Source organism: Streptomyces sp. BI87 (assembly GCF_025957665.1).
Classification (GTDB): Bacteria; Actinomycetota; Actinomycetes; order Streptomycetales; family Streptomycetaceae; genus Streptomyces; species Streptomyces albidoflavus.
Genome location: NZ_CP110079.1, coordinates 5212364 through 5239078 on the forward strand (window position 1 = coordinate 5212364; position 26715 = coordinate 5239078).

Sequence of the window (26715 nt, forward strand, 5' to 3'; positions counted from 1 at the left end):
GCAGGGGAGGCCCCAACCGAGGACCTTCGTCCGGCACGCCGAGAGCACGCACCGAACACCGCGGACACCGCACAGGATTTGTCGGGCACCCCCTAGCCGGCCGCGTCGCCCTCGTCGCCGGAGCCACCCGGGGCGCCGGCCGCGCCTTCGCCGTGGAACTCGGCTCCGCCGGGGCCACCGTCTACGTCACCGGGCGCACCACCCGCGACAAGGTCTCCGAGGTCGGCCGCGCCACCGAGACCGTCGAGGAGACCGCCGCCCTGGTCACCGAGGCCGGCGGCGAGGGCATCGCCGTCCCCACCGACCACCTCGACCCCGAGCAGGTCCGCCGGCTCGCCGCGCGGATCGAGGAGGACCACGGGCGGCTCGACATCCTGGTCAACAACACCTGGGGCGGCGAACACCTCATCCCCTTCGGCCGCGCCCTGTGGGACACCCCGCTCGACGAAGGGCTGCGGATGCTGGACCTCGGGGTCCGCTCCCACCTCATCACCGCCTCCCTGCTGCTGCCCCTCCTCATCCGCCACCCCGGCGGCCTGCACGTCGAGGTCACCGACGGAAGCGCCGAGACCAACCGGCGCTTCCGCGAGAACGTCTTCTTCGACCTCGCCAAGTACGCCCCCATCCGTATGGCCCTCGGCCTCGCCCGCGACCTGGAACCGCACGGCTCCACCGCCGTCTGCGTCACCCCGGGCTTCCTCCGCTCCGAGCAGATGCTCGACGGCTTCGGCGTGACCGAGGAGAACTGGCGCGACGCCCTCACCGAACAGCCCCACTTCGCCGTCGCCGAGTCACCCGCCTACGTCGCCCGGGGCGTCACCGCCCTCGCCGCCGACCCCGACCGCGCCCGCTGGAACGGGCAGTCGGTCACCAGCGGCACCCTCGCCAAGGAGTACGGCTTCACCGACACCGACGGCTCCTCGCCCGACGGCTGGCGCTACTTCGAGGAGGTCGTCTTCGGCGGCAAGGAGGCCGACCCGGAGAGCTACCGCTGAGCCGGCGGCAGCCGCGCTACCCGTACAGCCCCGCCATCCGCCGCGCCGCCTCCCCGAGGCGCTCCCGCAGCGCGGGCGGGGCCACCACCTCCGCCTCCGGGCCGAGCCCCAGCAGCTGGTCGAACGCCACCTCCAGCGACTCCACCGGCAGCACCACGTCCTCCACCCAGCCGGCCGTGTCCTCCCGCCACCCGGCGGCCTCCAGCGCCTCCCGGGCCGCGCGCGGATCGGTCACCCGGGGCAGCTTCCTGGCCCCGGCCGGGCTGAGCCGCAGGCGGATCTCCTCCCGCAGCAGTGAGAGGGCGAACTCCTCGGCCCGCGCCCGCCAGAACTCCGCCAGGTCGAACCCGGTGTCCCGCGCGAACCGCGTCCCCGCCTCGCGCACCCCGGTGAACCGGTCCACCCGGTAGACCCGCGCCTGCCCCGCCCCGTCGGCCCGCGCGCACAGGTACCAGACACCCGCCTTCAGGACCAGGCCGTACGGCTCCAGCTCCCGGCTCACCTCACGGTCCCCGCGCCGGTACGTGGCCGCCACCCGCCGGTCGTCCCAGACCGCCTCGGCCAGCGGGGCCAGCAGCTCCGGCGCCTCGGGGCGGGTGTACCAGGCCGGCGCGTCGAGATGGAACCGCCCGCCCACCGCCCGCGACGCCTCCCGCACCGGCGGGGCCAGCGCCGCCGACACCTTCAGCCGCGCGGCCGACGCCGCCTCGCCGAGCCCCATCTCCCGCAGCGCCCCCGGCACCCCGGACAGGAACAGCGCCTGCGCCTCCTCGGGCGCCAGCCCGGTCAGTCCCGTCCGGTACCCGCCGACCAGCGCGTACCCCCCCGCCCGCCCCCGCTCCGCGTAGACCGGGATGCCCGCCTCGGAGAGCGCCTCCGCGTCCCGCGCGACCGTCCGCTCGCTCACCTCCAGCTCCCCGGCCAGCTCGGCGGCGGTCATCCGGGGGCGGGACTGGAGCAGCAGGACCATACGGATCAGACGGGCGGCACGCATCAGCCCATGATGGCCGCCGCCCGCTCCCCGCCCGTCGCCGGGCGCCCCTCGCCGGACTCCTCCCGGGCCAGCGCGATCACCGCGAACATCGCGCCCTGCGGATCGGCCAGCACGCTGAAGCGGCCCGGCTCGATGGTGGTCGGGGGGAGCAGCACGTTGGCGCCGAGCCTGGCCCCCCGTGCGGCGGCCGCGTCGCAGTCGCGGACCGCGACGTAGACCAGCCAGCGCGGCACCGTCCCCGCCGGGAACGCCTCCGTGATCGGCGTCATGCCGCCGAACGGCTGACCGCCGAGGCTCCACTCGGTGTACGGGAAGCCCGCGCCCGGCGCCGCCCGGCGGGCCTGCCAGCCGAAGACCTCGGTGTAGAAGCCGCGCGAACCGTCCGGGTCGGTGGTGGCCAGGTCGAGCCAGGCGGGGGAGCCGGGGGCGTTGACCCGGCCGAACCCCTGGTGCCCGTCCGGCTCCCACAGCCCGAAGACCGCGCCGGAGCTGTCCGCGCAGAGCGTCGCGCGGCAGACGCCGGGCACCTCGACCGGCTCGCCCAGCACCTTCCCCCGGGCCAGGGCCACCCGTTCGGCCGGGCTCTCGCCGGTGCCGTCCGGGCCGGCCACGAAGTACGGGCGCCAGACGGAGGGGCGGCGCCCGGGGCGGCGCGGCCCGAGCCCGCCGACGGGCGCGCCCTCGCTGAGGAAGGCCCGGTAGCCGTCGAGGCCGGGCACCTCGCCCAGCTCCCAGCCGAAGAGCCGCGCGTAGAAACCGGCGGCGGCCCGGGGGTCCGCCGCGGAGAGGTCGGCCCAGCACGGGGCCGACGGGACGTTCCAGGTCTTCATGGGTGAACCCCCGTACGGTCCGGGTGCCGTGGCGTGGTCAGAGGTTCATTCACGCACGCGCCGCGCCGACCGGCAAAAGGATCTACGCGAGCGGCCGAGCACGCCGAAGGGCGGCACCCCGGGAGATCCCGGAGCCCCGCCCCTCAGTGTTCACGCAGGTCAGAGACCGTACCGCTCGCGGGCCTCCTTGACCGAGCGGGCCGGGACCTCGCCGCGGCGGGCCAGCTGGGCCAGCGCGGCGACCACGACCGACTCGGCGTCGACGCCGAAGTGGCGGCGGGCACCCTCACGGGTGTCGGAGAGGCCGAAGCCGTCCGCGCCCAGCGAGGACCAGTCCTGCTCGACCCACTGCGCGATCTGGTCCGGTACCTGGCGCATGTAGTCGGTGACCGCGAGGACCGGGCCCTCGGCGTCGGCCAGCACCTGGCGGACGTACGGCTCCCGCTGCTCGCCGCGGAGCAGGGCCTCGTCGGCCTCCAGGGCGTCGCGGCGCAGCTCCGTGAAGGAGGTCGCGGACCACACGTCGGCGGCCACGCCCCACTCCTCGGCCAGCATCTTCTGGGCCTGGAGCGCCCAGTGGATGGCGGTGCCGGAGCCGAGCAGCTGGATGCGCGGGGCGCCTGCGGCGGCCACCTCGACGCCGGCCGACTCGGCCGTGTTGAAGCGGTACAGGCCGCGCAGGATGCCCTCGTCGACACCGGCGGGCTTGGCCGGCTGCGGCATCGGCTCGTTGTAGACCGTGAGGTAGTAGAAGACGTCGCGGTCCTCCTCGGGGGTGGCCTCGCCGTACATGCGGCGCAGCCCCTCCTTGACGATCGCGGCGACCTCGTAGGCGAAGGCCGGGTCGTAGCTGAGCGCGGCCGGGTTGGTCGCGGCGATCACCGGCGAGTGGCCGTCGGCGTGCTGGAGCCCCTCACCGGTCAGGGTGGTGCGTCCGGCGGTGGCACCGACGAGGAAGCCGCGGCCGAGCTGGTCGGCGAGCTGCCACATCTGGTCGGCGGTCCGCTGCCAGCCGAACATCGAGTAGAAGATGTAGAAGGGGATCATCGGCTCGCCGTGCGTGGAGTACGCGGAGGCGGCGGCGATGAAGTCGGCCATCGAGCCGGCCTCGGTGATGCCCTCGTTGAGGATCTGGCCGTTGACGGCTTCCTTGTAGTACATGAGCTGGTCGCGGTCGACCGGCTCGTACGTCTGGCCCTTCGGCGAGTAGATGCCGAGGGAGGGGAAGAGCGACTCCATGCCGAAGGTGCGCGCCTCGTCGGGGACGATCGGCACCCAGCGCTTGCCGGTCTCCTTGTCGCGGACCAGGTCCTTGACGAGGCGGACGAAGGCCATGGTGGTGGCGACCGACTGCGAGCCGGAGCCCTTGTCGAAGGCGGCGAACGCCTTGTCGGCCGGGGCGGGCAGCGGCGCGACCGGCTGCGTGCGGCGGGCCGGGGCGGGGCCGCCGAGGGCGGCGCGGCGCTCGGTGAGGTAGCGGACCTCGGGGGAGTCGGCGCCCGGGTGGCCGTAGGGCACCTGGCCGTCGGCGAAGGCGCTGTCCGGGATCGGCAGCTCCAGCAGGTCCCGCATGTCCTTGAACTCGTCCACCGTCAGCTTCTTCATCTGGTGGTTGGCGTTCTTGGACTCGAAGCCCTTGCCGAGGGTGAAGCCCTTGACGGTCTGGGCGAGGATCACCGTCGGCGCGCCCTTGTGGGCGAGGGCCGCGCGGTACGCCGCGTAGACCTTGCGGGGCTCGTGGCCGCCGCGCGAGCGGTGGAAACACTCGCTGATCTTGTCGTCGCTGATCAGCTTGGCCAGCTCGACGAGGGCCGGCTCGGCGCCGAAGAAGTGCTCGCGGATGTAGGCCGCGTCCCGCGTCTGGTACGTCTGGAACTGGGCGTCCGGCACCTCGCGCAGGCGGCGGACGAGCGCGCCGGTGACGTCGAGCTGGAACAGCTCGTCCCAGGCGGAGCCCCACAGCGACTTCACGACGTTCCAGCCGGCGCCGCGGAACTGGGCCTCCAGCTCCTGGACGATCTTGAAGTTGGCGCGGACCGGGCCGTCGAGGCGCTGCAGGTTGCAGTTGATGACGAAGGTGAGGTTGTCCAGGCCCTCGCGGGAGGCGAGCCCCAGGGCCGCCGTCGACTCGGGCTCGTCCATCTCGCCGTCACCGAGGAAGGCCCACACGTGGGAGTCGGAGACGTCCTTGATGCCGCGGCTGGTCAGGTAGCGGTTGAATCGCGCCTGGTAGATCGCGGAGAGCGGGCCGAGCCCCATCGAGACGGTCGGGAACTCCCAGAGCCACGGCAGACGGCGCGGGTGCGGGTACGAGGGGAGGCCGTTGCCGCCGGACTCGCGCCGGAAGTGGTCGAGCTGGTCCTCTCCGATCCGGCCGTCGAGGAAGGCGCGGGCGTAGATGCCGGGGGAGGCGTGGCCCTGGATGTAGAGCTGGTCGCCGGAGCCGTCACCCTCCTTGCCGCGGAAGAAGTGGTTGAACCCGGTCTCGTAGAGCCAGGCGGCGGAGGCGAAGGTGGCGATGTGGCCGCCGACGCCGTACTTCGAGCCGCGGGTGACCATCGCGGCCGCGTTCCACCGGTTCCAGGCGGCGATGCGGCGCTCCATCGTCTCGTCCGTGCCGGGAGCGAACTCCGGCTCGGCCGAGGTGGGGATGGTGTTGACGTAGTCCGTCTCCAGGAGCTTGGGCAGCGAGACGCCCGCGCCCTCGGCGCCCTCCAGGGTGCGCCGCATCAGGTACGCGGCGCGGTGCGGTCCGGCGGCGTCGGTGACCGCCTTCAGGGAGTCCAGCCACTCGGTGGTCTCCTGCGGGTCGCGGTCCGGGAGCTGGTCGAGCTCGCTCGGCTGGAGGGTGCGGGGGTCGGTCATGTCGCCGCCTTCCGGAGTCGAAGGGCGCTCCCGCGGGGGCAGGAGGGTCCCTTGTCGGTAAGGGGTTGGGTGGGGGTGCCCAAGGTCTTTGGCAGGACAGGGCGAGTGGATTCCGGGTGGGAGTCCGAGGGAACTGTAATCCGCTGATCGATGATCGATCAAAGGGTTGAAGGGAAAAACTTCTCAGAACCAAGAAATTGGCATCGAGTGCCCATGTTCAAGGCACCGCGTGCCTTGTTTTCGCAGGTGGGGGCCGGAATGGGGGCGCGCGGCCGGCTCCGGGCGCCGCTCCAGCGCGAACGGGCGGGGGAGCCCCCGGCGAGCGGGTGCCGAACGCGAGAACGGCCCCGCGGGAGGGGGCCGTTCTCGTCGGGGAGCTGCTTTTCGAAGGGGGCGGATCAGGCCCGGGGCGCGCAGCCCAGGACGTGCGACTTCACCAGATGCCCGATGTCCGGGTCCTGCGCGCGGAACGCGTCCACCAGTGCCTGGTGCTCCTCGGCGTACGCCTGCTGGTGGGTGCCGAGCCAGCGGATGGAGAGGGCGGTGAAGACCTCGATGCCCAGCCCCTCCCAGGTGTGCAGCAGCACGCTGTTGCCCGCCGCCCGCACCAGTTCCCGGTGGAAGGCGACGGTGTGCCGCACCTGGCTCTCCCCGTCGGCCAGCCGGTCCGCCTCGTACAGCGCCGCCACCGAGGGCTCCAGCACCGAGACGTCCGCCGCCAGCCGGGGCGCCGCCAGCTCCGCCGCGATCTGCTCCAGGCCCGCCCGCACCGGGTAGATCTCCTCCAGGTCGGCGGCGGTCAGGTCGCGGACCCGGACGCCTTTGTTCGGCGCCGACTCGATGAGCCGCAGCGTCTCCAGCTCGCGCAGCGCCTCGCGTACCGGCGTCTGGCTGACCTCCAGCTCGACCGCGATACGGCGTTCCACGATGCGCTCGCCGGGCTTCCAGCGGCCACTGACGATCCCGTCGACGATGTGCTCGCGGATCTGCTCGCGCAAGCTGTGGACGACGGGTGCGGTCATGGGGGGACTCCTTCGGCAAGGTGTGCCGTCCCCGGGGGACGGTGTCGCGCACGAGTCCCCTCGCGGACACGGCCCCAAGGGGCGTTGACCCTATGACAATACGGCGGCGCCCCCGCCCGGAAGGCTCCGGACGGGGGCGTACGCGCAGGTGAGACGAGCCTTACACCCGTTGTCCACCTGATGGGACCGCAGGGGTCCCGGGGGTCACAGACCCAGGTCGACCTCGAACTCGCCGGCCTCCAGGATCGCCTTGACCGAGGTCAGGTAGCGGGCGGCGTCGGCGCCGTCCACCAGACGGTGGTCGTAGGAGAGCGACAGGTACGTCATGTTGCGCACCGCGATGGTCTCGCCCAGCTCCGGGTGGTCGATGACCACGGGGCGCTTGACGGTGGCACCGATGCCCAGGATGGCGGCCTGGTTCGGCGGCACGATGACCGTGTCGAACAGGGCACCGCGCGAGCCGGTGTTGCTGATCGTGAAGGTGGCACCGGACATGTCGTCCGGGGTCAGGCCGCCGGAGCGGGCCTTGCCGGCCAGCTCGGCGGTCTTCTTCGCGATACCGGCGATGTTCAGGTCGCCCGCACCCTTGATGACCGGCGTCATCAGACCCTTCTCGGCGTCCACGGCGATGCCGATGTTCTCCGAGTCGAAGTACGTGATGGTGCCTTCGTCGTCGTTGATCCGGGCGTTGACGACCGGGTGGGCCTTCAGCGCCTGGGCGGCGGCCTTGACGAAGAACGGCATCGGGGACAGCTTGACGCCCTCACGGGCGGCGAAGGCGTCCTTGGCCTGGCCGCGCAGCTTCATCAGGCGGGTGATGTCGACCTCGACCACCGTGGTGAGCTGCGCCTGCGAGTGCAGGGCCTTCATCATGTTGTCGCCGATGACCTTGCGCATGCGGGTCATCTTGACCGTCTGGCCGCGCAGCGGGGACGCCTCCAGCTTCGGCGCCTTGGCGGCGGCCGGAGCGGCGGGGGCGGCGGCCGGGGCGGGAGCCTTGGCGGCCTCCGCGGCGGCGAGCACGTCCTGCTTGCGGATACGGCCGCCGACGCCGGTGCCCTTGACCGAGCCCAGGTCGACGTTGTTCTCCGAGGCCAGCTTGCGCACCAGCGGCGTCACGTACGCGCCCTCGCCACCGGAGGCCGGGACGGGAGCGGAGGCGGCGGGCTGGGCCGGAGCCGGGGCGGGCTTCGCCGGGGCGGGGGCGGGCTTCTCGGTCTCGGCCGGCGCCTCGGTGGGCGCGGCCGGGGCCGCGGGCTGCGCCGGAGCCGGCTTCTCCTCGGCGGCCGGGGCGGGGGCCTCGGCGGGCTTCTCCTCGGCCTTCGGGGCGGCCGGGGCGGAGGCGCCGGGAGCGCCGATGACGGCGAGCTTGGCGCCGACCTCGGCGGTCTCGTCCTCACCGACGGTGATCTCCAGGAGGACACCGGCGACGGGGGCGGGGATCTCGGTGTCGACCTTGTCGGTCGAGACCTCCAGCAGCGGCTCGTCGACCTCGACGGAGTCGCCGACCTCCTTGAGCCAGCGGGTGACGGTGCCCTCGGTGACGGACTCGCCGAGCGCCGGCAGGGTCACGTCGGTGCCCTCGGCCGAGCCGCCGCCCTGGGCGGAGTCGGCGGTGGGGGCGGGGGCCGGGGCCTCGGACTCGGTGGAGGGAGCGGCAGCGGCCGGCTCCTGCGGCTCGGGAGCCGGCGCCTCCTGCTGGGCCGGAGCGGGCTCCTGGCCGGCCTCGGTGTCACCGGAGCCGTCGTCGATGACGGCCAGCTCGGCGCCGACCTCGACCGTCTCGTCCTCGGCGACCTTGATGGAGGAGAGGACGCCGGCGGAGGGCGAGGGGATCTCGGTGTCGACCTTGTCGGTCGAGACCTCCAGCAGCGGCTCGTCGACCTCGACGCGCTCGCCCTCGGCCTTGAGCCAGCGGGTGACAGTGCCCTCGGTGACGCTCTCGCCGAGCGCCGGAAGGGTTACGGAAACCGCCATGGTTTCAGGTGCTCCTTACGAATGTGCGGAAGTCTGTGGTCGTCTCGCGCCCGGGCACGGTCAGTCGTGCGAGTGCAGCGGCTTGCCCGCGAGGGCCAGGTGCGCTTCGCCGAGCGCCTCGTTCTGCGTCGGGTGGGCGTGGATGAGCTGGGCGACCTCGGCGGGGAGCGCCTCCCAGTTGTAGATGAGCTGGGCCTCGCCGACCTGCTCGCCCATGCGGTCGCCGACCATGTGGACGCCGACCACGGCACCGTCCTTGACCTGGACGAGCTTGATCTCGCCCGCGGTCTTCAGGATCTTGCTCTTGCCGTTGCCCGCGAGGTTGTACTTGAGGGCGACGACCTTGTCCGCGCCGTAGATCTCCTTGGCCTTGGCCTCGGAGATGCCCACGGAGGCGACCTCGGGGTGGCAGTACGTCACGCGCGGCACACCGTCGTAGTCGATCGGCACGGGCCGCTCGCCCGCGAGCCGCTCCGCCACCAGGATGCCCTCGGCGAAGCCGACGTGCGCGAGCTGGAGGGTGGGGACCAGGTCACCGACGGCCGAGACGGTCTCGACGTTGGTGCGCATGTACTCGTCGACCAGGACGTAGCCGCGGTCCATGGCGACGCCGGCCTCCTCGTAGCCCAGACCCTGCGAGACCGGGCCGCGGCCGATGGCGACCAGCAGGACCTCCGCCTCGAAGGTCTTGCCGTCGGCGAGGGTGACCCGCACGCCGTCCTGGGTGTACTCGGCCTTGTCGAAGAAGGTGCCGAGGTTGAACTTGATGCCCCGCTTGCGGAACGCCCGCTCCAGCAGCTTCGAGCTGTTCTCGTCCTCGGCCGGGACCAGGTGCTTCAGGCCCTCGATCACGGTGATCTCGGTGCCGAACGACTTCCACGCCGAGGCGAACTCGACGCCGATGACGCCGCCGCCCAGGATGATCGCCGACTTCGGCACGCGGTTCAGCTTCAGCGCGTGGTCCGAGGAGATGATGCGGTCGCCGTCGATGTCCAGGCCCGGCACCGACTTCGGGACGGAGCCCGTCGCGAGCAGCACGTGGCGGCCCTCGACACGGCGGCCGTCCACGTCGACCGAGGTCGGCGAGGAGAGCCGGCCCTCGCCCTCGATGTAGGTGACCTTCCGCGAGGCGATGAGTCCCTGAAGGCCCTTGTACAGGCCCGAGATCACATCGTTTTTGTACTTGTGGACGGCCTCGATGTCGATGCCCTCGAAGGTGGCCTTCACGCCGAACTGCGCCGACTCACGGGTCTGGTCGGCGACCTCGCCGGCGTGCAGCAGGGCCTTCGTGGGGATGCAGCCGTTGTGCAGGCAGGTGCCGCCGACCTTGCCCTTCTCGATCAGGGCGACGTCAAGACCCAGCTGGGAGGCGCGCAGAGCCGCGGCGTAACCGCCGCTACCGCCGCCGAGGATCACTAGGTCGAAAACGGTGCTGGCGTCGTTCGCCACGTCACGTCCTCCATGCATATGCGCCGTGTGCCGGTCCCCGTGCCCGGGGTGTGAACCGGCGGCCCGGCTCGTGTTCGGCCGCTTGTCTGACGGCCCTGTGGTGGGGCCCTGTCCTGCCGAGAACCCATCTTCGCACTTGTTGAGGGGCGGCGGGACGCGGGGCCCGGCCTCGGGCCCGGTTGTCGCGCGTCTCACGTCCGCCCCGTACGCCCCTTCCCTCCCGGACCGTCCGCAATCCGGCGGGCGGGCCGGGAGGGAGGCGGCGCCGCCGGGGCCGGGCGGCGCGCCCGGCCCCGGCGCGGGTCAGCCCAGCTCGCCGGCGGCGGTCCGCTCGGCCAGCGACACCAGGGTGCGGACGGCCGAGCCGGTGGCGCCCTTGGGCGTGTAGCCGAAGGGGCCGGCCTCGTTGAAGGCGGGGCCCGCGATGTCGAGGTGGGCCCAGGTGATGCCCTCGCCGACGAACTCGTTGAGGAAGACGCCGGCCGCCATGCCGCCGCCCATCCGGCCGCCGACGTTGGCCATGTCGGCCACCGAGGAGTCCAGTCCCTTGCGCAGTTCCTCCGGGAACGGCATCGGCCAGGCCGGCTCGCCCGCCTCCTCGGCCAGCTCGTGGACGGCGGTGCGGAAGGCGTCGTCGTTGCCCATCACGCCGAAGGTGCGGTTGCCGAGCGCCACCACCATGGCGCCGGTCAGCGTCGCCACGTCCACGATCGCGTCCGGCTTCTCCTCGGAGGCCTTGACGATCGCGTCGGCCAGCACCAGGCGGCCCTCGGCGTCGGTGTTGAGCACCTCGACGGTCTTGCCGCCGTACATCCGCAGCACGTCGCCGGGGCGGGTGGCGGTGCCCGAGGGCATGTTCTCGGCCAGCGCCAGCCAGCCGGTGACGTTGACCTTCAGGCCGAGCCGGGCCGCGGTGATCACGGCGGCGAAGACGGCGGCCGCGCCGGCCATGTCGCACTTCATCGTCTCGTTGTGGCCGGCCGGCTTGAGCGAGATGCCGCCCGAGTCGTAGGTGATGCCCTTGCCGACGAAGGCGAGGCTCTTCTCCGCCTTCGGGTGGGTGTAGGCGAGCTTCACCAGGCGAGGGCCGTGGGCCGCGCCCTGGCCGACGCCGGTCAGGCCGCCGAAGCCGCCCTTGAGGAGCGCCTTGTCGTCGGTGACCGTGACCTTGACGCCGTGCTCCTTGCCTGCGGCGGTGGCCACGGCGGCGAAGGACTCCGGGTACAGGTCGTTCGGCGGGGTGTTGACCAGGTCGCGGGCGCGGTTCATCTCCTCGGCGAGGGCGACCGCGCGCTCCACGGCCGTCTTGGCCGCCTTGCCGAGCGCCTTGGCGCCGAGCAGCGCCACCTCGCCCAGCGGACCCTTGCCGGCGCCCTTCTTCGCGCCCTTGCCCTTGCCGGCCTTGGCGTCGTCGCTCTTGTACGCGGTGAAGGCGTACGCGCCGAGCAGCGCGCCCTCGGCCACCGCGGCGACCGCCTCGGCGGAGGCGAGCGGCAGGGCGAACCCGGCCTTCTTGGTCCCGTTCAGGGTGCGGGCGGCGGTGCCGGCGGCACGACGCAGCGCCTCGGCGTCGTACTCCTCGCCGTTCGCGGGCACCGGGCCGAGGCCCACCGCGAGGACCAGCGGGGCCTTCAGGCCCGAGACGGGGAGCTTGGTGGTCTCGCCCTCGGCGCCGGTCGCGCCCAGGGTCTCCAGCACGGTGGCGAGCCCGCCGTCGAACGCCTCGGCGACGGCCTCCGAACCGGAGGCGGGGACGGGACCGTCGGGGCCCTTGGCCACACCCACGACGAGGACGTCGGCGCGCAGGGTCGCCGCGTCGGAGGAGCTGAGAGTGAGAGCAGTCACGGTGGTGAAATCTCGCTTCCGTTGAGTTCCAGTGCCGATGAGGCCGGTTCGGGCGGAGCCCAGGGGCCCCCGCCCGGCGTCCAGGCGGACCGGCCACGGCCCGGGCCCGAGCCTACGCTCCGTGACGAAGCTCGCGACAGGCGGCATATCGACCTGATTCGACGGAGGCCGCCCCGGCCGGTCCCGGCCCGGGTCAGCCGAAGGTCAGGACCAGGAGCGCGGCGGTCAGCGCCGTCTCCTCCAACGCGCCGAACACGTCGCCCGTCACGCCCCCGAACCGCCGCACCGTGTGCCGCAGCAGCACCTCGGCCGCCGCGAGCCCCACCGCCACCGCCAGCCCCGCCCGCACCGCGCCCAGCACCCCGTCCTGCAGCCCGGCGAGGACCGCCGCCACCAGCACCGCCCCGGCGACGGTGGTGGCCAGGCCGGCCGGGACCGTACCGGCGACGGCCGCGCCCAGCCCCTCGGGGCGGGCCGGGGGCACCGAGGGCCGGGAGGCGAGGGTGAGGGCGAGGCGGCCGGTCACCGCGGCGACGGCCGTGCCGGTCGCCCCGGCCGCCCAGCCGTGCCCGTACAGCTGCGCCACCGCCGCCACCTGCGCCAGCACCACCAGCACCAGCGTGACCACGCCGAACGGGCCGATGTCCGAGCGCTTCATGACCGCCAGCGCCCCCTCGGGCGGCCGGCCGCTGCCCAGCCCGTCGGCGGTGTCGGCGAGGCCGTCCAGGTGCAGCCCCCGGGTGAGCGCGGCGGGTACGGCCACGCTCACCACGGCGACCAGCAGCGGGCCCGCCCCCAGCCGCAGCAGCGGCCAGGCGAGCGCGGCCCCCGCCAGCGCCAGGACCAGCCCGGCCAGCGGCGCCGCGGCCATCCCGGCCCGGGCGGCGGCCCGGTCCCAGCGGCCGGCCCGGACCGGCAGCGCGGTGAGCGTGCCGAAGGCGAAGCGCAGCCCGTCGGCGACGGAGGCGCGCGGCGGGTGGCCGGGGGGCGGGGGCAAAGGCGTCTCGCTCATCGCGCGAAGCGTAGCGGGGTGCGGTAGACCGAGGAACAGGCGCTCGGCCGCCGCCCGCGCGGGGCCGCCGGCCGGAAGGGAGCGGCATGGGGGCCTGGTGGGACCGGAACATCATCGACCCGGGCAAGCTGCCGCTGCTGCTGGCGCTGGCCGCCTTCATCCTGGCCTTCGTCGTGGTGCGCGGCATCACCCGGCTGATCCGCGCGGGCAAAGGCCCCTTCCACAACCTCACCCCCGGCGGGCTGCACATCCACCACGCGGTGCCCGGGGTCCTGCTCATGGTGGCCGGCGGCTTCTGCGCGGTCGGCAGCGGCCGGCACGGCGTCGGCGCGGGGATCGCCGCCGTCGTCTTCGGCGTCGGCGCCGGTCTCGTCCTGGACGAGTTCGCGCTCATCCTGCACCTCTCGGACGTGTACTGGACCGAGCAGGGGCGGCAGAGCGTCGAGGTGGTGGTGATGGCCGCGGCCCTCGGCGTGCTGGTGCTGGCCGGGTTCTCGCCGCTGGGCGTCGCCGACGTCGGGCCCGAGGAGCACGACGGCCGCACCGGCGTCCTCGTCGGGACCCTGGTCAACTTCTGCTTCGTCGTCCTCGCCCTGCTCAAGGGCAAGCCCCGGATGGCGGTACTCGGCGTCCTCGTCCCGCTGCTGGCCCTCGTCGGCGCCGTCCGCCTGGCCCGCCCCGACTCCTTCTGGGCCCGCCGCCTCTACCGCGACCGCCACCGCACCCGGGCCCGCGCCACCCTGCGGTACTACCGCCGCGACCGCCGCTGGGCGGGGCCGCGCCACCGCCTGGAGAACCTCATCGGCGGGGCCCCGGACCCGACGGCCTCGGGGGCGGGGAGACGCGCGCGGAAGTGACCTGCGGGCTCCTCAGACGGAGGCCGGCCGCCGGGGCGCGCCCCGGTCCGGCGAGGCCGGGCAGGCGGCCCCCTCCGGGTGGGCTGCGGGCCCGATCAGCACGTCGAGCCGCCGGCCCGCCTCCCCCCGCTCCACCACCGACTCCGGATAGACCCGCTGGTCCGCGCCGGCGCGCTCGGGGGACCTGGCGGGGCTGTACGGGGCGGGGCGGGGCGCTGACCCGGGGTCAGTGCCCCTCGGAGGCCCCGCTCAGCCCTCCGCCTTCTTCAGCAGCCCGCTCTCCCCGGCCGGCTCGTCGGCGGCCTCCGGCGCCGGGCCGGCCTCGCCCTCGGGCGCCGGCTGCTGCTCGGGCAGGGTGCCGGACAGGGCTGCCGCGGCCTGGACGAGGGGGAGGGCCAGGAGGGCGCCCAGGCCCTCGCCGACGCGTACGCCCTGGTCGAGAAGGGGCTCCATGGCGAGGCGGTCCAGGGCCTTGGCCTGGCCGGGCTCGCCGGAGACCTGGCCGCAGACCCACCAGTCGGGGGCGCGGAAGGCGACCCGCTGGGCGACCAGGGCGGCCGCCGAGGTGACGACGCCGTCCAGGATCACCGGCGTACGGCGGACCGCGCTCTGGAGCAGGAAGCCGGTGAGCGCGGCGAGGTCGGCGCCGCCCACCGCGGCCAGCAGTTCGAGCTGGTCACCGAGGACCGGGCGGGCCCGGCGCAGCGCGTCCCGGATCGCGGCGCACTTGCGCATCCAGGCCAGGTCGTCGATGGGCAGCCCGCCCCGGCCGGTGACCACGGAGGCGTCCGTGCCGCAGAGCGCCGCGATCAGGGTCGCGGCGACGGTCGTGCCGCCGACGCTCAGGTCACCGAGGACCACCAGGTCGGTGCCGGCGTCGGCCTCCTCGTCGGCGACGGCCATCCCCGCGCGGAAGGCGCGTTCGGCCTCCCCGGCGGTCAGCGCGTCCTCGCGGTCGATCACGCCCGAGCCCCGGCGGACCCGGTGGCGCACCACCTCGGCGGGGAGGGTGCCGGGATCGCAGTCCACCGCCACGTCCACCACCCGGACCGGCACCCCCAGCCGGTCGGCGAGGACCGCCACCGGGGCCTCGCCCGCCAGCACCGCCCGGACCAGCGCCTCGGCGGTACCCGCAGGGCGCGCGGAGACCTCCAGCCCGGCCACCCCGTGGTCGGCGGCGAACAGCACCACGCGGGGCCGCTCGACCGGCGCCACCGGCACCTCGGCGCGGGCCGCCGCCAGCCACTCGCCCAGTTCGTCCAGGCGCCCCAGGGCTCCGGGCGGCACCGCCAGCCGCTCCCGGCGCTCCTCGGCGGCGCGGCGGACCGTGCTGTCGGGACGCTTGATCAGGTCGGAGAAGTCGTCGAGATTCAGCGCGCTCATTCGCCGAACAGTACCGGCAGCGTGCCCCGGTGCCCTCGCCCGGGAGCCCCCGCCCGGACGACTCCCCGCGACCCTCGCACGGCCGGTCGTTGCACCGGGCCGCCGGGCGCGGAAGGCTGGGCGGCGGTGCCCCTTTCGCGCCGGAATGCGGGTGTTCGCGCCCCGGGTCTCCGGCACGGGGACGCGCCCCACCGCCCCGCCCACGGAAGGCACCCGCCCATGTCGCTTCCCCAGCCCCCCGCCTCCGCACCCCGCGAGCCCGCGCCGGCTCGCCGCCCCGACGACGACTGGGGCGACCTGGTGGGTCTGCTGGGCCCGGCAGGGGAGGCGCCGTGGGGGCCCGAAGGAGCGGTGCCCCCGGCGGCTCCGAGGGGCACGCGCGGTCAGACTCCGGCCACCGGAACTCAGGTGACGGCGCCTCCTCCCGCCGGCGCCCCCACCGACTCCGGCGCCCTCGGTGACCCGTTGGCGCTCCTGCTCCCCGCCCACCAGGTGGTCCCGGCCGACGAGCCGCCCTCCGGGGAGCCCGTCTCCACCGACGGCCTGGCCTGGGAGGCCGAGCAGCGCAGACCCCCGCACCCGGAGTGCGCCCGGCGCGGCTGGGCGGCGGTGCGCGAGGCGGGGCGGGTGCGGCAGCTGGTCCGGTCCATGACGGCGTACGGGGAGCCCGAGAGCTGGCTCGACGTGGGCGCGGGCGACGGCCGGTTCGCGGCGGCCGCCCGTCCCCTCCTGCCCTACACGGCGTTCGACGGGACCGGGCTCGGCGAGGAGGTGGAGCGGGCCCGCGCGGACGGGGCGCTCGACGAGGCGTACCGGGGGACGCTGCCGCTGCTCGCGGGGGAGCTGGCCGGGCGGTACGACGTGGTGGGGCTGCTGCACCAGCTGGGCGACTGCCCCGACCGGGCGGCCGAACTCGCGGCGGCCCGGCGGGTGTTGCGTCCCGGCGGGCTGCTGCTGGTGGAGGCGCCCGACCCCGGCTGCCGTACGGCGAGGCTGCTCGGCCCCTGGTGCCTGCCGCACTGCGCGGCCCGCCCCCAGCCCACCGTCGAGGCGGTGCGGGAGCTGCTCGCGGGGCTGAAGTTCGACGTCCTCGCGGTCGACCGGGTCGCCGGGCACGTGCCGCGCACCCTCGACGCGCTGCGGGCGGCGGCCGGGCTGCCCGGGGCGCGGGCCGCACGGGGTGCCGACCGTCTGCTCGCGCCCCTGCTGCGCCGTACCGGCCTCGCCAACGCCTGGCGGATCGTGGCCCGGCGGCCGCCGCTCAGCCCTTGAGCGGGAGGGGCTGGCCCGCGACGACCAGCAGGACGTGCTCGCACTCGGCGGCCACGGCGGCGTTGAGGCGGCCCAGTTCGTCGCGGTAGCGGCGCCCGGCCGCGGTCGCCGGGACGATGCCGGAGCCGACCTCGTTGGAGACGGCGACCACGGTCCGCCGGGTGGTACGGACGGCGTCGGCCAACTCGGCGCACCGCTCGCGCAGTTCACGCTCCCCACCGCCCGCCCAGGCCGCGTCGTCCCAGGCGTCGGCCCGGTCCATGGCGTCCGTCAGCCAGAGCGAGAGGCAGTCCAGCAGCAGCGGCGGACCCTCCTCGGCGAGCAGCGGCACCAGGTCGCAGGTCTCGGCCGTACGCCACGAGGCGGGCCGCCGCTCCCGGTGGAGGGAGACGCGGGCGGCCCACTCCCGGTCCCCGTCGCGGGTGCCGCCGGTCGCCACGTACAGCACCTCCGGCCAGGCGGCCAGCCGCCGTTCGGCCTCCAGGGACTTGCCGGAGCGGGCGCCGCCGAGGACCAGGGTGCGGCGGGGGAGCGGGGGCCGGGCCGGGGCGGGGCCGGTGCCGGCGGCGAGTCCGCGTACGCCGGGAGCGGGGGGCGGGCCGACGGTGATCCGGGTGCCGTCGGGGACCGCGCGGGCCCCGGCCGCCGTCAGCCGGCGTACCGTCTCGCGGCCCGCCGGGACGTCGTGGCCGAGGTGGACGGCGAGCACGTCGGTGTCGGGGGTGACCGCCCCGGCCTCCCGCAGCCGCGCCAACGCGTCCGGCCGGCCCAGGACGTCCATCAGCACGGTGTCGTACGGCGCGGCCGTCGCCTCCGGGCCGCTGGTCCCCGCGGCGGCCGCCCCCGGCGGCAGGTACAGGAGCCGCTCGCCGTCGTGGCCCGTCACCTCGTAGCCGGTGCCGGGCGCGTCCGTGGCCACCGCCCGCACCCGCTGCCCGCTGATCAGCGTCAGCTCCCGCCCGTCCGGCACCCGGGCGGGCTGCGGCAGCCCGGCCGGGATCTCCATCGCGGGCCCGTCGTGCGGGTGGGAGAGGAGCACCTGCCGGACCTGGCCGAGGTTCTGCCCGGCGCGGGCGGCGGCGAAGGCGATGCCCGGGGTGAGGTCCAGCAGCAGCGACCCGTCGACCAGCAGCGCGGTCGCCGCGCGGGCCTCGTCGCCGAGAGCGGTCGCGCACGCGGCGCACGGGCAGTCCGGGCGGGGCAGGCCCTCGGGTGCCCCGGTGCCGAGCAGAGTCAGTTCCACGGCCCCGATCCTGCCGTGTCCGCCGCCGGGCCGCATGTCCCGCCCGTGTGACGTGGACGACGTCTCGGCGGGGCGTACGCCGTGCGTACACCCCCCGCGCCCGCTCCCGCTCGTCTACGCTGCCCGGACAACCGGACGCTCGGGAGGCAGAACATGGTGCCGTGGACATGGCGGTTCGAGAAGGCCGACGGGACGGAGGTCAGCCCCTCCGTGGAGCCCGACGAGTTCAGCACGCAGGGTGACGCCGAGTCCTGGCTCGGCGAGTACTGGAAGGAACTCCTCGAAGGCGGCGTCGAACAGGTCCGCCTCTTCGAGGACACCACCGAGATCTACGGCCCGATGAGCCTCAGCGAGGCCCAGACGGCCTGACCGCCCCGGGGCGTACGCCCGCGGCCCGCCTCCCCGGAAAGGGGCGGCGGGCCGCGGGCGTACGCGGGCGGGACGGCGTCAGCCGCGCACCCCGCAGAGGTGCAGCAGGGCCGCCACCGAGCGGTACGGGTCCGTGCGCCCCGCCCGCTCCTCGGCGGCCAGCAGCGCCTGGAACTCGGCCTCGTTCACCGGAACGGGCCCGTCCGAGGCCCGGCCGGACAGCACCCGCACCCCGTACCACCGCTCCAGCGGCGCGCCGATCCCGGCCAGCGCCGCGGTCAGCGGGGCGAGCCGGTCCGCGCGGACCGGGCCCTCGGCGGTGGACTCCGCGCCGAAGGCGTCCAGCGCCCCGCGCCAGTCACCGGCGAGGCCGGCGCACAGGGCGAGCGCGTCCGCGTTGCGCACCAGCAGCGAGAGCAGGCCGCCGGGGGCGAGCATCCGGCCGAGGCCCGCGAGGAGCGCGTCCGGCGACTCGACCCGCATCAGCACGCCGTGGCAGAGCACCACGTCGAAACTGCCCGGCAGGAAGTGCACCCCGGTCTCGTGCCCGTCGCCCACCACCGGGCGGAACCGTTCCCGGATGCCCTCGGGCTCCCTCGCCAGCGCCTCCTCGGCCGCCGCGACCAGCGCCGGGTCCGACTCCACCCCGGTCACCTGGTGGCCCAGGCGGGCGAGGCGCAGCGCCTGGCGGCCCTCGCCCATGCCGACGTCGAGCACCCGCAGCCGGCGGCCCACGGCGAACCGCGCCGCCAGCTGCTCGTCGAGCTGGCGCGCGACCAGCTCACACCGGACCCGCTCCCGCAGGCCCTCCCCGGCGGGCGGCACGAGCACGTCGCCCAGCCGCTCGGGACCCGCCTGCGCCGGAACGGCCGCCAGCCGCGCCAGGACGCGGCGCGGGTCCTCGTGCGCGGCGGAGGCGGGGGCCGGCGGCGGCACACCGGGACCGCCGGCGGGCGGCTCCGCGGTGTGGGTGCTCAGGGCTGCTCCCCGCGCTTGACCATCGGCTTCGGCAGGCGCAGACGGCGCATCTGGAGGGTGCGCATCAGGGCGTACATCACGGCGCCCTTCATCGGCTGGCCCTCGAACCGCTCGCGCAGGGCGCGCTTCAGCTTCATGCCGGTGACGACGGAGTCGATCACGATCAGCACGATCAGCGCCATCCACAGCAGCAGCGCGATGTTCTGGAGCTGCGGCACCCGGATCATGCTGAGGATCAGGATGACCACCGCGAACGGCAGGAAGAACTCGGCGACCGCGAACCGCGAGTCGACGTAGTTCCGGGCGAACTTGCGCACCGGCCCCTTGTCGCGAGCGGGCAGGTACCGATCGTCGCCGTTGTTCAGCGCCTCGCGCTGGCGTGCCATCTCGGCCCGCCGGGCGTCACGCTGCTTGCGCGACGCCTCCTTGCGGGACATCTGCGTGTTGGTCACGCTGCGCCGCTGGGACTGGGCCTGCGCACGCTTGGGGGTCGGGCGGCCCTTGGGGGCCTGCGGGTCACGGGGCTCTGTGGAAGGGGCCGCCTGCGCGGCGGGCGCCTTCTCGCTATTCGCACGGCTACGGAACACAAAACCCAAGCGTACGGTGTGCGGGCGCATGGACCCCAGGGCCGCGGGGAACGATCCCGCAACACACCACGTCCCGATTCCGGGGCGTACGGGGACGTGCCGGTGGTTTACCGGTGCTTTGCCCGGGTGCGGGAGCCCGCCGCTACTCCTCGCGCCGGAGCGGCGCGGCCCGCACTCGTCCTTGCGGAGGAGCGCATCGGCGCTCGGACAGTGCGGTAATGGAGGCAGGGCCCGTAGGGTGGGTTCTGTTGGTGTTCTGAGCTGGAGTCCGTCAGAAGGGGGCGCGCGAAGCCCATGAGCGGTGTCATGAAGCGTATGGGGATGATCTTCCGCGCGAAGGCGAACAAGGCCCTTGACCGGGCCGAGGACCCGCGCGAGACCCTCGACTACTCGTACCAGAAGCAGCTGGAGCTGCTCCAGAAGGTCCGCCGGGGCGTCGCCGACGTGGCGACCTCGCGCAAGCGCCTGGAGCTTCAGCTCAACCAGCTCCAGAAGAAGTCCTCCGACCTGGAGGGCCAGGGCCGCAAGGCGCTGGCGCTGGGCCGGGAGGACCTCGCCCGCGAGGCCCTCTCCCGCCGCGCCGCGCTCCAGGGGCAGATCTCCGACCTGGAGACGCAGCACCAGACGCTCCAGGGCGAGGAGGAGAAGCTCACCCTGGCGGCCCAGCGGCTCCAGGCCAAGGTCGACGCCTTCCGCACCAAGAAGGAGACGATCAAGGCCACCTACACCGCGGCCCAGGCGCAGACCCGGATCGCGGAGTCCTTCTCCGGCATCTCCGAGGAGATGAGCGACGTCGGCGTGGCCATCCAGCGCGCCGAGGACAAGACCGCCCAGCTCCAGGCCCGCTCCGGCGCCATCGACGAGCTGCTCGCCTCCGGCGCCCTCGACGACCAGTCCGGCCTCCAGAAGGACGACATCCAGCTGGAGCTGGACCGCCTCTCCGGTGGTAGTGATGTGGAGCTGGAACTCCAGCGGATGAAGGCCGAGCTGGCCGGCGGTCCGTCGGGCGGCCAGCAGGCCATCGAGGGCGGTGCCGAGGGCGAGAAGGACCGGCAGCAGCCGGAGGACACCCCCCGCTTCGAGAAGAACTGAGCGCCGAGGAGGGCGTCGTGATCGTACGGATCATGGGCGAGGGACAGGTGAAGCTGGCCGACAGCCACTTCGCCGAGCTGAACGCGTTGGACGACGAACTGCTCACCGAGATGGAGAGCGGCGACGGACCGGGCTTCCGCGCCACCCTCACCGCACTCCTGGACAAGGTCCGCGAGCTGGGCACCCCGCTCCCCGACGACTCCCTGGAGCCGTCCGAGTTGATCCTCCCGGCCCCCGAGGCCAGCCTCGAAGAGGTCCGCGCACTCCTCAGCGACGACGGCCTCATCCCCGGCTGAACACCACCACGGACCCGCACCGCGGACCCGCAGCGCGCGACGCCCCCCGGCCCGACGGCCGGGGGGCGCCCTGCGTTCAGGCAGAATGACACCACCCCCGGCACGGCGTGCGCACACCGCCGCACCAGGGCTGCGAGACGGCCCGGCCGGGCCGAGCGGTACCGCCAGCGCACCCCGGAGGGGCCCGTGAGCCCGACCCCCACCACCCTCACCACCCCCGCCGCACCCCCGCGCCGCGCCTACGCCCGCCTGCGCCGGAAGGCCCGCGCCCACCCCCGGCTGGTCGACGCGGTCCTCGCCGCGGGCGTCCTCCTCTGCATGCTGGCGTCCTCGCTGACCGACCCGCACCACCCGGACGGCCCCACCTGGCAGGCCGCACCGCCCGGCGCCACCGGTTTCACCCTGATGGCCCTCGGCGCCGCCGCCCTCGTCCTGCGCCGCCGGGCCCCCCGCACGGTGCTCGCCGCGACCTCCGCCGCCTCGCTCGCGGTCCTGGTCTCCAGCGACCCGCGCACCCCCGTCGTGATGAGCGCCGCCGTCGCCCTCTACACCGTCGCCGCCCGCACCGACCGCCCCACCACCTGGCGGATCGGCCTGCTCACCTCGGCCGGCCTCACCGCCGGGGCCATGCTCTGCGGCAACCTGCCCTGGTACGCCCAGGAGAACTTCGGTGTCTTCGCCTGGCTGGGCCTCGCCGCCGCCGCGGGGGACGCCGTGCGCAGCAGGCGGGCGTACATCAGCGCCATCCACGAGCGGGCCGACCGGGCCGAACGCACCCGCGAGGAGGAGGCCCGCCGGCGGGTCGCCGAGGAGCGGCTGCGGATCGCCCGCGACCTGCACGACGTCGTCGCCCACCACATCGCCCTGGTCAACGTCCAGGCAGGCGTCGCCGCCCACGTCATGGACCGCAGGCCCGACCAGGCCAAGGAGGCCCTGGCCCACGTCCGCGAGGCCAGCCGCTCCGCGCTCGACGAACTCCGGGCCACCGTCGGCCTGCTCCGCCAGAGCGGCGACCCCGAGGCCCCCACCGAACCGGCGCCCGGCCTCGCCCGCCTCGACGACCTGGCCGAACGGTTCCGCAACGCCGGCCTGCCGGTCGAGATCGCCTGCCCCGACCGGGGCGACCCGCTGCCGGCCGCCGTCGACCTCGCCGCGTACCGGGTGGTGCAGGAGGCGCTGACCAACGTCCACAAGCACGCCGGGCCCGGCGCCCGCGCCGAGGTCAGCATCGTCCCCGTGGACGGGCAGGTCGAGATCACCGTCCTGGACGGCGGCCCCACCGCCGCGCCCACCCTGGGCGCCGCCCCCGCCGAACCGCCCCCCGGCGGCGGCCACGGCCTGCTCGGCATGCGCGAACGCGTCACCGCGCTCGGCGGCACCTGCACGGCCGGGCCCCGCTTCGGCGGGGGCTTCCGGGTCCATGCGATCCTGCCCGCCCAGGGCGCCGCCCCCGCGAACCGCCCGCCCGCGTCCGTACCTCCGGCGCGGAACCACGCACCGAAGGACGGCCGATGACCATCAGGGTGCTGCTCGCCGACGACCAGGCCCTGCTGCGCAGCGCCTTCCGGGTGCTCGTCGACTCCGAACCCGACATGGAGGTCGTCGGCGAGGCCGCCGACGGCGCCCAGGCCCTCGAACTGGCCCGCACCGCCCGCCCGGACGTCGTCCTCATGGACATCCGGATGCCCGGCACCGACGGCCTCGCCGCCACCCGGCTGATCAGCGCCGACCCGGCCCTCGACAGCGTCCGGGTGGTCATGCTGACCACCTTCGAGGTCGACGAGTACGTGGTCCGCGCCCTGCGCGCCGGGGCCTCCGGCTTCCTCGGCAAGGGCTCCGAGCCCGCCGAGCTGCTCGGCGCCATCCGCGTCGCCCACGCGGGCGAGGCCCTGCTCTCCCCGGCCGCCACCAAGGGCCTCATCGCCTCGTTCCTCGCCCAGTCCGGCCACGCCGCCGACGAGCGTCCCGGCGCGAGCGAGGAGCGGCTCGCCGCCCTCACCGGCCGCGAACGCGAGGTCCTCGTCCACGTCGCGGGCGGCCTCTCCAACGACGAGATAGCCGGCCGCCTCCAGGTCAGCCCACTCACCGTCAAGACCCACGTCAACCGGGCCATGGCCAAACTCGGCGCCCGGGACCGCGCCCAACTCGTCGTCACCGCCTACGAGACGGGCCTCGTACGCCCCCGCACCGCCTGAACCGGCCGCCCGCCGTCCCCCACCCCGCCTCCGGGACGCACCAGGGCGTGGGATAAACCCCGAGGTGTACCACTCCTACTGCGCCCGCAGTACGGGGCGGCCGAGAAATCCGCCCGGAAGCGGCCCCACCATCCGCCACCGTCGCCCATCGTGGAGCGGGGGGCGCGGTCGCGGCCCTCACCGGCGGGTCCGCGAGGCCGCTCACGGACGGCCCTGTGCGGCCGACGCCGTTGCCCAGCACGCCACTTGAGGAGCGACACCACCATGTCCTGGCTGTCCCGGTTCAGCCTCGCGCAACGGGCCCTGATAGGTCTGATGTCGATCATCGCGCTGCTCTTCGGCGCGATAGCCATCCCGCAGCTCAAACAGCAGCTGCTCCCCTCCATCGAACTGCCCATGGTGTCCGTCCTCGCGCCCTACCCCGGCGCCTCGCCCGACGTGGTCGAGAAGCAGGTCGTGGAACCGCTGGAGAAGTCCATCGACGCCGTCGAGGGCATCACCGGCATCACCGCCACCGCCAGCGAGGGCAACGCCGTCCTCATGGCCCAGTTCGACTTCGGCTCCGCCGACTCCCAGCAACTCGTCGCCGACATCCAGCAGGCCGTCAACCGCTCCCGCGCGATGCTGCCGGACGACGTCGACCCGCAGGTCATCGCCGGTTCCACCGACGACATCCCGACCGTGGTGCTCGCCGTCACCTCCGAGAAGGACCAGCAGGCCCTCGCCGGACAGCTGGAGCGGACCGTCATCCCCTCCCTCGAATCGATCGACGGCGTCGGCCAGGTCTCCGTGGACGGCGTCCGCGACCTCCAGATCGCCGTCACCCCCGACGACGCCGACCTCGCCAAGGCCGGCCTGAGCAGCGCCGACCTCGTCCAGGCCCTCCAGGCCGCCGGCGCGACCGTACCGGCCGGCTCCTTCGACGAGAAGGGCGAGAACCGCACCGTCCAGGTCGGCGGCGGCTTCACCTCGGTGAAGCAGATCGAGGACCTGCGGATCGCCCCCGCCGCGGGCGGCGGCCCGGGTGCCCAGGCGGGCCCCGGCGACACCGGCAAGGCCCCCGCGCCGGTCCGCCTCGGCTCGGTCGCCAAGGTCGAGCAGCAGCAGGCCACGGCCACCTCGCTGACCCGCACCAACGGCGAGCCCAGCCTCGCCGTCGTCGTCACCATGGACCGGGACGGCAGCGCCGTCGCCATCTCCGACGCGGTCGCCGAGAAGCTCCCCGAGCTCCGCGCCGACCTCGGCGGCTCCTCCGAGCTGACCGTCGTCAGCGACCAGGGCCCGGCGGTCGCCAAGTCCATCGAGGGGCTGACCACCGAAGGCGCCCTCGGCCTGGTCTTCGCCGTCGTGATCATCCTGATCTTCCTCGCCTCGGTCCGCTCCACCCTGGTCACCGCGGTCTCCATCCCGCTCTCCGTGGTGCTCGCGCTGATCGTGCTGTGGACCCGCGACCTGTCGCTCAACATGCTGACGCTGGGCGCGCTCACCATCGCCATCGGCCGCGTCGTCGACGACTCGATCGTGGTCCTGGAGAACATCAAGCGGCACCTCGGCTACGGCGAGGAGCGCAAGGAGGCGATCCTCACCGCCGTCAAGGAGGTCGCCGGAGCGGTCACCTCCGCGACCCTCACCACGGTCGCCGTCTTCCTGCCGATCGGCCTCGTCGGAGGCATGGTCGGCGAGCTGTTCGGTTCGTTCTCGCTCACCGTCACCGCCGCGCTGCTCGCCTCGCTGCTGGTCTCGCTGACCGTGGTCCCGGTCCTCTCCTTCTGGTTCCTGCGCGCCCCCAAGGGCACCCCCGAGGACGCCGAGGCGGCCCGCGCCGCCGCCGAGGAGAAGGAGGCCAAGAGCCGCCTCCAGCGCCTCTACGTACCGATCCTGAAGTTCGCCACCCGGCGCCGGCTCACCAGCCTCGCCATCGCCGTCGCGGTGCTGCTCGGCACCTTCGGCATGGCCCCGCTGCTGAAGACCAACTTCTTCGACCAGGGCGAGCAGGAGGTCCTCTCCGTCAAGCAGGAGCTGGCCCCCGGCACCAGCCTCGCGGCGACCGACGAGGCCGCCAAGAAGGTCGAGGCGCTGCTGAAGGAGACCGAGGGCGTCGAGGACTACCAGGTCACCATCGGCTCCTCCGGCTTCATGGCGGCCTTCGGCGGCGGCACCGACACCAACCAGGCGTCGTACCAGATCAAGCTCGCCGACTCCGCCTCCTCGGAGACCGTGCAGAAGGCCCTCGACAAGGGCCTCGCCGGCCTCGACGGCATCGGCGACACCCGTGTGGCGGCCGGCGACGGCTTCGCCAGCCAGGACCTGAGCGTCGTCGTCAAGGCCTCCGAGGCCGACGTCCTCGCCAAGGCCTCCGAGCAGGTCCGCGAGGAGGTCGCCAAGCTGGACGACGTGACCGACGTGCAGAGCGACCTCTCCCAGAGCGTCCCGCGGATCTCCGTGCGCGCCAACGAGAAGGCCGCCGCGGCCGGGTTCACCGACGCCAGCCTCGGCCAGGTCGTCGCCCAGTCGGTCCGCGGCACCACCGCCGGGCAGGTCGTCCTGGACGACGCCGAGCGCGACATCGTGGTGAAGTCGGCGAAGCCCGCCGAGACCCTCGCCGCACTGCGCGCCCTGCCGCTCGGCCCGGTGAAGCTCGGCCAGATCGCCGACGTGGCGCTGGTCGACGGCCCGGTCTCGATGACCCGGATCGACGGCTCCCGGGCCGCCACCGTCACCGCCCGCCCGACCGCCGACAACACCGGCGCGGTCACCGCGGAACTCCAGACGAAGATCAACGCGCTGGAGCTCCCGGAGGGCGCCACCGCCACCATCGGCGGCGTCTCCGCCGACCAGGACGAGGCCTTCGGCCAGCTGGGCCTGGCGATGCTCGCGGCCATCGCGATCGTCTTCATGCTCCTGGTCGCGACCTTCCGCTCCCTGGTGCAGCCGCTGATCCTGCTGGTCTCCATCCCGTTCGCGGCGACCGGCGCGGTCGGTCTGCTCATCGCCACCGGCACCCCGATGGGCGTCCCGGCGATGATCGGCATGCTGATGCTGATCGGCATCGTGGTCACCAACGCGATCGTGCTGATCGACCTGATCAACCAGTACCGCGACAAGGGCTACGGCATCATCGAGGCCGTCATCGAGGGCGGCCGGCACCGCTTCCGCCCCATCCTCATGACCGCCCTGGCGACGATCTTCGCCCTGATCCCGATGGCCCTCGGCGTCACCGGCGAAGGCGGCTTCATCGCCCAGCCCCTCGCCGTCGTGGTCATCGGCGGCCTCATCACCTCCACGGTCCTCACCCTGGTCCTGGTCCCGACGCTCTACGCCATGGTCGAACTCCGCAAGGAGCGCCGCGCGGCGAAGAAGGCCGCCAAGCGCGGCGGCCAGGCGAACGTGCCCGAGCAGGGCGAGGCCCCGGCCGAGGAACAGACCCCGGAACCCGCCAGGTCCTGACCTCTGC

General features: G+C 74.4%; 20 protein-coding genes and 1 pseudogene. 9 read left to right on the forward strand and 12 right to left on the reverse strand.

The features are described from left to right. Window positions 1–92: 92 nt before the first annotated feature. A pseudogene (locus OIM89_RS23250) lies at window positions 93–995 on the forward strand (SDR family oxidoreductase); the annotation flags it as partial. A gap of 16 nt (window positions 996–1011) precedes the next feature. Here OIM89_RS23250 and OIM89_RS23255 read toward each other — a convergent pair. From OIM89_RS23255 to OIM89_RS23290, 8 genes are all read right to left on the reverse strand, one after another. Then, entirely contained in the window at window positions 1012–1989 is a 978-nt protein-coding gene (locus OIM89_RS23255) for a helix-turn-helix transcriptional regulator (RefSeq protein WP_030697095.1), read from the reverse strand. Further along, window positions 1989–2819 (reverse strand): VOC family protein, encoded by an 831-nt coding sequence (locus OIM89_RS23260; protein ID WP_030697094.1) that lies wholly within the window; start codon window positions 2817–2819, stop codon window positions 1989–1991. Before OIM89_RS23260 ends, OIM89_RS23255 begins: the two co-directional genes overlap by 1 nt. Before the next feature lie 159 nt (window positions 2820–2978). Continuing rightward, window positions 2979–5684 (reverse strand): pyruvate dehydrogenase (acetyl-transferring), homodimeric type, encoded by a 2706-nt coding sequence (gene aceE / locus OIM89_RS23265; RefSeq protein WP_030697093.1) that lies wholly within the window; start codon window positions 5682–5684, stop codon window positions 2979–2981. Window positions 5685–6082: 398 nt separating this feature from the next. Continuing rightward, on the reverse strand, window positions 6083–6706 hold the full coding sequence (locus OIM89_RS23270) for a GntR family transcriptional regulator (RefSeq protein WP_003947677.1): 624 nt from the start codon (window positions 6704–6706) through the stop codon (window positions 6083–6085). A 204-nt stretch (window positions 6707–6910) separates the two neighbouring features. Then, window positions 6911–8683: a 2-oxoglutarate dehydrogenase, E2 component, dihydrolipoamide succinyltransferase gene (gene sucB, locus OIM89_RS23275; protein ID WP_030697092.1), complete on the reverse strand. Its 1773-nt coding sequence runs from the start codon at window positions 8681–8683 to the stop codon at window positions 6911–6913. Window positions 8684–8743: 60 nt separating this feature from the next. Then, window positions 8744–10132, reverse strand: coding sequence for a dihydrolipoyl dehydrogenase (lpdA, locus tag OIM89_RS23280; protein ID WP_264491598.1), 1389 nt, complete (start codon window positions 10130–10132; stop codon window positions 8744–8746). Window positions 10133–10435: 303 nt separating this feature from the next. Then, window positions 10436–11977 carry a leucyl aminopeptidase gene (locus OIM89_RS23285; RefSeq protein WP_030697091.1) on the reverse strand — a complete coding sequence of 514 codons (1542 nt, stop codon included), beginning with the start codon at window positions 11975–11977 and terminating at the stop codon, window positions 10436–10438. A 193-nt stretch (window positions 11978–12170) separates the two neighbouring features. Then, window positions 12171–12989, reverse strand: a complete 819-nt coding sequence (locus tag OIM89_RS23290) for an adenosylcobinamide-GDP ribazoletransferase (RefSeq protein WP_264491599.1) — start codon at window positions 12987–12989, stop codon at window positions 12171–12173. A gap of 86 nt (window positions 12990–13075) precedes the next feature. On the opposite strand from OIM89_RS23290, the gene OIM89_RS23295 reads away from it, so the two are divergent. Then, window positions 13076–13846: a hypothetical protein gene (locus tag OIM89_RS23295; protein WP_030697089.1), complete on the forward strand. Its 771-nt coding sequence runs from the start codon at window positions 13076–13078 to the stop codon at window positions 13844–13846. A gap of 249 nt (window positions 13847–14095) precedes the next feature. Here the strand turns inward: OIM89_RS23295 and cobT are convergent, their stop codons facing one another. Further along, window positions 14096–15229, reverse strand: coding sequence for a nicotinate-nucleotide--dimethylbenzimidazole phosphoribosyltransferase (gene cobT / locus OIM89_RS23300; protein ID WP_151169733.1), 1134 nt, complete (start codon window positions 15227–15229; stop codon window positions 14096–14098). 408 nt (window positions 15230–15637) lie between these two features. Between cobT and OIM89_RS23305 the strand changes: the two genes are divergently transcribed. Next, entirely contained in the window at window positions 15638–16501 is an 864-nt protein-coding gene (locus tag OIM89_RS23305; protein ID WP_229360127.1) for a methyltransferase domain-containing protein, read from the forward strand. On the opposite strand, the gene OIM89_RS23310 is transcribed toward OIM89_RS23305, so the two are convergent. Then, window positions 16491–17744, reverse strand: coding sequence for a bifunctional adenosylcobinamide kinase/adenosylcobinamide-phosphate guanylyltransferase (locus OIM89_RS23310; protein ID WP_030697086.1), 1254 nt, complete (start codon window positions 17742–17744; stop codon window positions 16491–16493). The two genes, OIM89_RS23305 and OIM89_RS23310, sit on opposite strands and share 11 nt — an antisense overlap. 153 nt (window positions 17745–17897) lie before the next feature. Between OIM89_RS23310 and OIM89_RS23315 the strand changes: the two genes are divergently transcribed. Further along, complete coding sequence (locus tag OIM89_RS23315) at window positions 17898–18113, forward strand: hypothetical protein (RefSeq protein ID WP_003947667.1); 216 nt, start codon at window positions 17898–17900, stop codon at window positions 18111–18113. Window positions 18114–18191: 78 nt separating this feature from the next. On the opposite strand, the gene OIM89_RS23320 is transcribed toward OIM89_RS23315, so the two are convergent. Together OIM89_RS23320 and OIM89_RS23325 are read right to left on the reverse strand one after the other, a co-directional pair. Further along, complete coding sequence (locus tag OIM89_RS23320; protein ID WP_217467608.1) at window positions 18192–18893, reverse strand: class I SAM-dependent methyltransferase; 702 nt, start codon at window positions 18891–18893, stop codon at window positions 18192–18194. Window positions 18894–19087: 194 nt separating this feature from the next. Then, on the reverse strand, window positions 19088–19708 hold the full coding sequence (locus tag OIM89_RS23325; protein WP_264491600.1) for a DUF3043 domain-containing protein: 621 nt from the start codon (window positions 19706–19708) through the stop codon (window positions 19088–19090). Window positions 19709–19993: 285 nt separating this feature from the next. Here OIM89_RS23325 and OIM89_RS23330 point away from each other — a divergent pair, with 285 nt between their 5' ends. The 5 genes from OIM89_RS23330 (at window position 19994) to OIM89_RS23350 (ending at window position 26708) form a co-directional block, all read left to right on the forward strand. Beyond that, the gene (locus OIM89_RS23330; RefSeq protein ID WP_030697083.1) at window positions 19994–20770 is read left to right on the forward strand and encodes a PspA/IM30 family protein; all 777 of its coding nucleotides are present in this window, start codon (window positions 19994–19996) and stop codon (window positions 20768–20770) included. A 17-nt stretch (window positions 20771–20787) separates the two neighbouring features. After that, entirely contained in the window at window positions 20788–21066 is a 279-nt protein-coding gene (pspAA, locus tag OIM89_RS23335) for a PspA-associated protein PspAA (RefSeq protein WP_030697082.1), read from the forward strand. Between the two features lie 186 nt (window positions 21067–21252). Continuing rightward, window positions 21253–22581, forward strand: a complete 1329-nt coding sequence (locus OIM89_RS23340; RefSeq protein ID WP_051727152.1) for a sensor histidine kinase — start codon at window positions 21253–21255, stop codon at window positions 22579–22581. Next, window positions 22578–23261, forward strand: coding sequence for a response regulator (locus OIM89_RS23345; protein ID WP_030697080.1), 684 nt, complete (start codon window positions 22578–22580; stop codon window positions 23259–23261). The genes OIM89_RS23340 and OIM89_RS23345 overlap by 4 nt, the downstream gene beginning before the upstream one ends. A 264-nt stretch (window positions 23262–23525) precedes the next feature. Next, window positions 23526–26708, forward strand: a complete 3183-nt coding sequence (locus OIM89_RS23350; RefSeq protein WP_151169735.1) for an efflux RND transporter permease subunit — start codon at window positions 23526–23528, stop codon at window positions 26706–26708. Window positions 26709–26715: the final 7 nt, after the last annotated feature.

Bases quoted from the DNA above. Each gene is read 5' to 3' on its own strand.
- OIM89_RS23255 (WP_030697095.1), bottom strand. From the start codon at position 1,989: ATGCGTGCCGCCCGTCTGATCCGTATGGTCCTGCTGCTCCAGTCCCGC.
- OIM89_RS23260 (WP_030697094.1), bottom strand. From the start codon at position 2,819: ATGAAGACCTGGAACGTCCCGTCGGCCCCGTGCTGGGCCGACCTCTCC.
- aceE (WP_030697093.1), bottom strand. From the start codon at position 5,684: ATGACCGACCCCCGCACCCTCCAGCCGAGCGAGCTCGACCAGCTCCCG.
- OIM89_RS23270 (WP_003947677.1), bottom strand. From the start codon at position 6,706: ATGACCGCACCCGTCGTCCACAGCTTGCGCGAGCAGATCCGCGAGCAC.
- sucB (WP_030697092.1), bottom strand. From the start codon at position 8,683: ATGGCGGTTTCCGTAACCCTTCCGGCGCTCGGCGAGAGCGTCACCGAG.
- OIM89_RS23290 (WP_264491599.1), bottom strand. From the start codon at position 12,989: ATGAGCGAGACGCCTTTGCCCCCGCCCCCCGGCCACCCGCCGCGCGCC.
- OIM89_RS23295 (WP_030697089.1), top strand. From the start codon at position 13,076: ATGGGGGCCTGGTGGGACCGGAACATCATCGACCCGGGCAAGCTGCCG.
- cobT (WP_151169733.1), bottom strand. From the start codon at position 15,229: ATGAGCGCGCTGAATCTCGACGACTTCTCCGACCTGATCAAGCGTCCC.
- OIM89_RS23315 (WP_003947667.1), top strand. From the start codon at position 17,898: ATGGTGCCGTGGACATGGCGGTTCGAGAAGGCCGACGGGACGGAGGTC.
- OIM89_RS23325 (WP_264491600.1), bottom strand. From the start codon at position 19,708: ATGCGCCCGCACACCGTACGCTTGGGTTTTGTGTTCCGTAGCCGTGCG.
- OIM89_RS23330 (WP_030697083.1), top strand. From the start codon at position 19,994: ATGGGGATGATCTTCCGCGCGAAGGCGAACAAGGCCCTTGACCGGGCC.
- OIM89_RS23345 (WP_030697080.1), top strand. From the start codon at position 22,578: ATGACCATCAGGGTGCTGCTCGCCGACGACCAGGCCCTGCTGCGCAGC.
- OIM89_RS23350 (WP_151169735.1), top strand. From the start codon at position 23,526: ATGTCCTGGCTGTCCCGGTTCAGCCTCGCGCAACGGGCCCTGATAGGT.